The organism is Nonomuraea rhizosphaerae, from assembly GCF_019396405.1.
GTDB lineage: Bacteria > Actinomycetota > Actinomycetes > Streptosporangiales > Streptosporangiaceae > Nonomuraea > Nonomuraea rhizosphaerae.
The window spans coordinates 1-5137 of sequence record NZ_JAHKRL010000552.1; the positions used below are offsets into that span (position 1 = coordinate 1).

At 71.8% G+C, this 5137-nt stretch carries 6 protein-coding genes and 1 pseudogene; 3 read left to right on the forward strand and 4 right to left on the reverse strand.

Annotation, left to right across the window (positions count from 1 at the left end; all coding sequences use genetic code 11):
- The 3 genes from KME77_RS29680 to hrcA all read right to left on the reverse strand — a co-directional run.
- On the reverse strand, positions 1–168 hold a 168-nt coding region (locus KME77_RS29680), incomplete at its 3' end, for an RNA methyltransferase PUA domain-containing protein (RefSeq protein WP_372451239.1).
- 77 nt (positions 169–245) lie between these two features.
- Entirely contained in the window at positions 246–1385 is a 1140-nt protein-coding gene (gene dnaJ, locus KME77_RS28775; protein WP_219472311.1) for a molecular chaperone DnaJ, read from the reverse strand.
- Positions 1386–1396: 11 nt separating this feature from the next.
- Complete coding sequence (gene hrcA, locus KME77_RS28780; RefSeq protein WP_219472313.1) at positions 1397–2410, reverse strand: heat-inducible transcriptional repressor HrcA; 1014 nt, start codon at positions 2408–2410, stop codon at positions 1397–1399.
- Between the two features lie 145 nt (positions 2411–2555).
- Here hrcA and KME77_RS28785 point away from each other — a divergent pair, with 145 nt between their 5' ends.
- Genes KME77_RS28785 through KME77_RS28795 form a run of 3 tightly spaced genes read left to right on the forward strand, consistent with a single transcriptional unit; the run spans position 2556 to position 4890 of the window.
- On the forward strand, positions 2556–3362 hold the full coding sequence (locus KME77_RS28785; RefSeq protein WP_246610918.1) for a hypothetical protein: 807 nt from the start codon (positions 2556–2558) through the stop codon (positions 3360–3362).
- A gap of 17 nt (positions 3363–3379) precedes the next feature.
- Positions 3380–4186 carry a DUF3097 domain-containing protein gene (locus KME77_RS28790; RefSeq protein WP_219472315.1) on the forward strand — a complete coding sequence of 269 codons (807 nt, stop codon included), beginning with the start codon at positions 3380–3382 and terminating at the stop codon, positions 4184–4186.
- Positions 4183–4890 carry a DUF4870 domain-containing protein gene (locus KME77_RS28795; protein WP_219472317.1) on the forward strand — a complete coding sequence of 236 codons (708 nt, stop codon included), beginning with the start codon at positions 4183–4185 and terminating at the stop codon, positions 4888–4890. The genes KME77_RS28790 and KME77_RS28795 overlap by 4 nt, the downstream gene beginning before the upstream one ends.
- A gap of 40 nt (positions 4891–4930) precedes the next feature.
- Here the strand turns inward: KME77_RS28795 and KME77_RS28800 are convergent.
- A pseudogene (locus tag KME77_RS28800) lies at positions 4931–5137 on the reverse strand (radical SAM family heme chaperone HemW); the annotation flags it as partial.

Below are 5137 nucleotides of genomic sequence, written 5' to 3' on the forward strand. Positions count from 1 at the left end.
CACGACGCACTCGGCGACGCCGCCGGCGCCGTCGGTCAGATCGAGCCGCTCACCGGCGCGCAGGCGCCGCACGGAGGCCGCGTGACGGCCCTCGGGGCCGTCGAGCAGCAGCTCGCGGGCGTCGGGGCCGGCACCGAGGTCGGCCGCGACGAAGACCGGCACGGTCACCGGAAGCTCCTCACATCGTCTCAGGGCGTCCGTGAGCGCCGTCCGGCCCGTCCGGGCCTTCGGCGCCCGCCCGGGGGTCAGCGGCCGTTGAAGGCGTCTCTGAGCCGCGAGAAGAACCCCTGCTGCCCCGGCGCGAACTTGCCCGGCGGCCGCTCCTCGCCGCGCAGCTTGGCCAGCTCGCGCAGCAGCTCCTCCTGCGCGGGCTCCAGGCGCTGCGGGGTCTCGACGTTGAAGTGGATGAGCAGGTCTCCGCGGCCGGACTCGTTGAGCCGCTGCACGCCCCTGCCGTACATGGTGATGACCTGGCCCGACTGCGTGCCGGGCCGCACGTCGACCTCCTCGGTGCCGTCGAGGGTCTCCACGGCGAGGTTGGTGCCGAGCGCGGCGGCCGTCATCGGGATCTGGACCGTGCAGTGCAGGTCGTCGCCGCGGCGTTCGAAGATCTCGTGCGGGCGCTCGACGATCTCCAGGAACAGGTCTCCGGGCGGGCCGCCGCCGGGACCGACCTCGCCCTCGCCGGCGAGCTGGATGTGCGTGCCGTCCTCGACGCCGGCCGGGATGCGGACCTTGATCGTACGGCGGGTGCGCACCCGGCCGTCGCCCGAGCACTCCTGGCACGGATGGCGGATGATCGTGCCGAACCCGCCGCACTGCGGGCACGGCCGCGAGGTCATGACCTGCCCCAGGAACGACCGGGTCACCTGGGAGATCTCGCCGCGCCCGTTGCACATGTCACAGGTGTCGGGGTGGGTGCCGGCCGCGGCGCCCGCGCCCTGGCACACCTCGCACACCACGGCCGTGTCGACGACCAGCTCGCGCGTGGTGCCGAACGCGGTCTCGCGCAGGTCCAGCTCGACGCGGATGGTGGCGTTGCGCCCCCTCCTGGCCCGCGAGCGGGGGCCGCGCGAGCCCGCCGCCGTGCCGAAGAAGGCGTCCATGATGTCGCTGAACGGGAAGCCCGCGCCGAACCCGGCGGCCCCCTGACCCGCTCCCGCGCCGCCGAAGGGGTCGCCGCCCAGGTCGTACATCTGGCGCTTGCTGGGGTCGGACAGCACCTCGTAGGCCTGCGTGATCTCCTTGAACCGCTCCTGGGTGGCGGGGTCGGGGTTCACGTCGGGGTGCAGCTCGCGGGCCAGCCTGCGGTAGGCCTTCTTGATCTCGTCCTGACTGGCGTCACGGCGCACCCCGAGGGTGGCGTAGTAGTCGCTGTTTGCCACTTATCGACCTCTTAAGATGCAGCCAGGATCTGGCTGACGTAGCGTGCCACCGCGCGCACGGCGCCCATCGTCACGGGATAGTCCATCCTCGTGGGACCCAGCACGCCGAGCCGGGCGAGCTGGTTGTCGCCTGAACCGTATCCGGTCGCGACGATCGACGTGCCACGAAGGTAAGGGTTCTCCGAGCCTATGCGCACGGTGAGGGCGGACGGGGTGTCTGTGGAAGTCTCGCCGAGCAGCCGCATGAGCACGACCTGCTCCTCCAGCGCCTCGAGGACGTCACGCAGCCCGGTCGAGAAGTCGGCCCCGGCGAGGTTGGCCGCTCCGGCGAAGACGATCTTCTCGTCGTGACGTTCGACGAGTGTTTCGAGCAGGACCGACAGGATCGTGGCGACCACCGGGCGGTCCTCGGCGGGCAGTCGCTCGGGCAGGTCGGCCACCAGCTCGGGGACGGTGGCCAGGCCGCAGCCGTCGAGGCAGGCGTTGAGCACCGCGCGCAGGTGCGCGATGCGGGTGTCCTCGACCACCTCGGGCAGCTCGATCACGCGCTGCTCGACCCGGCCCGTGTTGGTGATCAGCACGAGCATGACGCGGCGCTCGTGCAGCGGCACGAGCTCGACGTGCCTGACCGTGGAACGGGTCAGCGTCGGGTACTGGACGACCGCGACCTGCCTCGTGAGCTGCGCGAGCAGCCGCACGGTGCGGGTGACCACGTCGTCGAGGTCGACCGCGCCCGCGAGGAACGTCTCGATCGCCCGCCGCTCCGCCCCGGAGAGCGGCTTGACCTGCGAGAGCCGGTCGACGAACAGGCGATAGCCCTTGTCCGTCGGCACGCGGCCCGCGCTGGTGTGCGGCTGGGTGATGTAGCCCTCCTCCTCCAGCGCGGCCATGTCGTTCCTGACCGTCGCCGGGGAGACCTTCAGATTGTGGCGCTCGGCCAGGGCCTTGGAGCCCACCGGTTCGTTGGTGGACACGTAGTCTTCGACAATGGCGCGGAGCACCGCCAGCTTCCGATCATCGAGCACGTGCTCACCTCCTGCCTCTGCCCTTTCAGGAAACGACAGGTCTAGCACTCTGTGTTCCCGAGTGCCAAGTGTACGGCTCTCGCCCACAAGGTGCGATAACACCAGCGCTAGCGAGTGGCCGCCCAGAGGGCCCAGACTGGCGCATATGTCCGATGATTCACAGCCGCCGCCGCCCTACGGGCCGCCGCAGCCCCAGTATGGCCCGCCACAACCTCCGCCATACGGTCAGTCTCCCCAGTACGCGCCGCCTCCTCAGTACGGTCCTCCGCCCCAGTACGGCCCGCCTCAAGGCCAGCCCCAGGGCCAGCCCGGCCCCCCGCCCGGCCAGCCCCCCTATCAGTCGCAGTACCAGCCCGGCCCGTACGGCAACCCGCAGCAGTTCGGCCCCCGGGTGGACCCGAAGCTGGTGCGGCCGAAGGCGATGTGGATCGCGGTCGCGTGGGGAGTGGCGCTGCTGTGCCTGGTGGCGGGCATCGCGCTGTTCGCCGGCGGCGTGGTCGGCACGGCGGGGGCCGTGACGCTGCAGAAGACGTTCGCGGCGGGCGAGAGCGCCACCGTGACGATCGACCCGGCCGACCAGCCGGTGCTCTACCTGGCCAGCAGCAGCCAGGTCCACTACACCTGCCGCATCAGCGGCGGCCCCGGACCGGCCAGGCTGGCCAGGACGAACACGTCCGGCAGCCTCACCCTCGGCGCGACCCGGTGGCAGCTCATCCTGGTGATCAACGCCCCCGCCAAGGGCGACTACCAGGTCACCTGCGCCACCCAGGAACAGGCGAACGCCCGCTTCGGCGTCGGCCGCGACCCCGCCTCCGCCGCCGGCGGCCTGCTGGGCGGCGTGGCGGCGCTGATCCTCATCCCCGGCGCCGGGATCCTGGCCGCGATCATCGTGACCGTCGTGATCGTCGTGCGGCGCAACAGCCACCGCAAGCGCCTTGCGGCAGGCGGGTGATTTGCTACGGTCCCCGTGTGTACGAGGGTGATGTTCTCGCGGGGAATTGGCGGCGGCCGGGCAAGGGCAAGATCCCCCAGGTGCCGGCCGAGCCGGACATGGTCGTGGAGGACGCCGAGAGCGGCTTCTGCGGCGCCGTGGTGGGCTGCGACAAGGAGGCCGTCACGCTGGAGGACCGGTTCGGCAGACGGCGGCTGTTCCCGCTGGCGCCGGCCGCGTTCCTGCTGGAGGGCAAGGTCGTGACGCTCGTACGGCCCGTCGCCGCCGAGGCCGCTCCGCGCAGGAGCGCGTCCGGCTCGATCGCCGTGGAGGGGCTGCGCGCCCGCGTGGCCAGGGAGAGCCGCATCTACGTCGAGGGCGTGCACGACGCCGCCCTGGTGGAGAAGATCTGGGGCCACGACCTGCGCGTCGAGGGCGTCGTCGTCGAGTACCTCTCCGGCGTCGACGACCTGCCCGCGATCGTGGACGAGTTCGCGCCGGAGCCGGGACGCAGGCTGGGCGTGCTGGTCGACCATCTCGTCCCGGGCTCCAAGGAGAGCCGGATCGCCGCCCAGGTGACCTCGCCGCACGTGCTCGTGGTGGGCCATCCGTTCGTCGACATCTGGCAGGCGGTCAAGCCCTCCACGCTGCGGATCCCGGCCTGGCCGGACGTCCCGCGCGGCGTACCGTGGAAGGAGGGCGTGATCGCCGCCCTCGGGTGGCGGATGGAGCCGCCGGACGCATGGCGGCGGATCCTCGGCGCCGTGTCGGCGTACACAGACCTGGAGCCCGAGCTGCTCGGCCGGGTGGAGGAACTGATCGACTTCGTTACGGAGGCATCATGAGCCAGGACCCCTCGCAGCCGCCGGCGGATGACGACGCCACGCGGCGCATCTCGCAGTCGGACATCAACCCGGAGGGCAGGGCGCAGCAGCCCGGTTATGGCGGTCAGCCCGGGTCTCAGCCCGGCTACGGCGCTCAGCCTGGCTCCGCGCCCGACTACGGGTACGGCGCCCAGCCCGGATCGGCGCCCGGATACGGCGGTCAGCCCGGCTACGGTCAGCAACCCGGGTCGATGCCCGGTCACGGCGGCCAGTCCGGCCCGCAGCAGCCCGGTTACGGCTACGGCCAGCCGCCCACCTCGCCGCCCGGCTACGAGCAGCCCGGCTACGGCTACGCGGCTCCGCAGCAGCGCCCGCCCCACGTCCCCGGCGCCTACGGCCCGCGTCCGGGCACCGACGACACCACGATGGCCATGCTGGCGCACCTGCTCGGCCTGCTCGTCTCCTGGATCGGTCCATTGATCATCTACCTGATGAAGAAGGACGAGTCCCCCTATGTCCGCGACCAGTCGGCCGAGGCGCTGAACTTCCAGATCACGATGTTCATCGGCTACCTCGTCGCGGGCCTGCTGTCCATCGTGCTGATCGGCCTGATCCTGTTCCCGATCATCTGGATCGTGTCGCTGATCTTCCACATCCAGGCCGCCCTGGCCGCGAACCGCGGGGAGAACTACCGCTACCCGATCGCCATCCGCATGGTGAGCTGACCACCGGGCCGGGACCTCAGCCGACCAGCGGGCCGGGGCCTCAGCCGACCAGCAGGTCGCGTACCAGCGCGTCCGCCAGCAGGCGTCCGCGCAGCGTGAGGACCATCCGCCCCGCCTTGAACGGCTCCGGCTCCAGCAGCCCGTCGCCCAGGGCCGCGGCGACCACCGTACGCGCGCCCGGGGCGACGTCGGCCAGCGGATAGCCGGACGCGAGCCGCAGCTCCAGCATCAGCCGCTCGGCCTCCCG

Excerpts from the sequence above, each read along its gene's own strand:
- KME77_RS28785 (WP_246610918.1), top strand. The coding sequence starts at position 2,556 with ATGTCCGATGATTCACAGCCGCCGCCGCCCTACGGGCCGCCGCAGCCC.
- KME77_RS28795 (WP_219472317.1), top strand. The coding sequence starts at position 4,183 with ATGAGCCAGGACCCCTCGCAGCCGCCGGCGGATGACGACGCCACGCGG.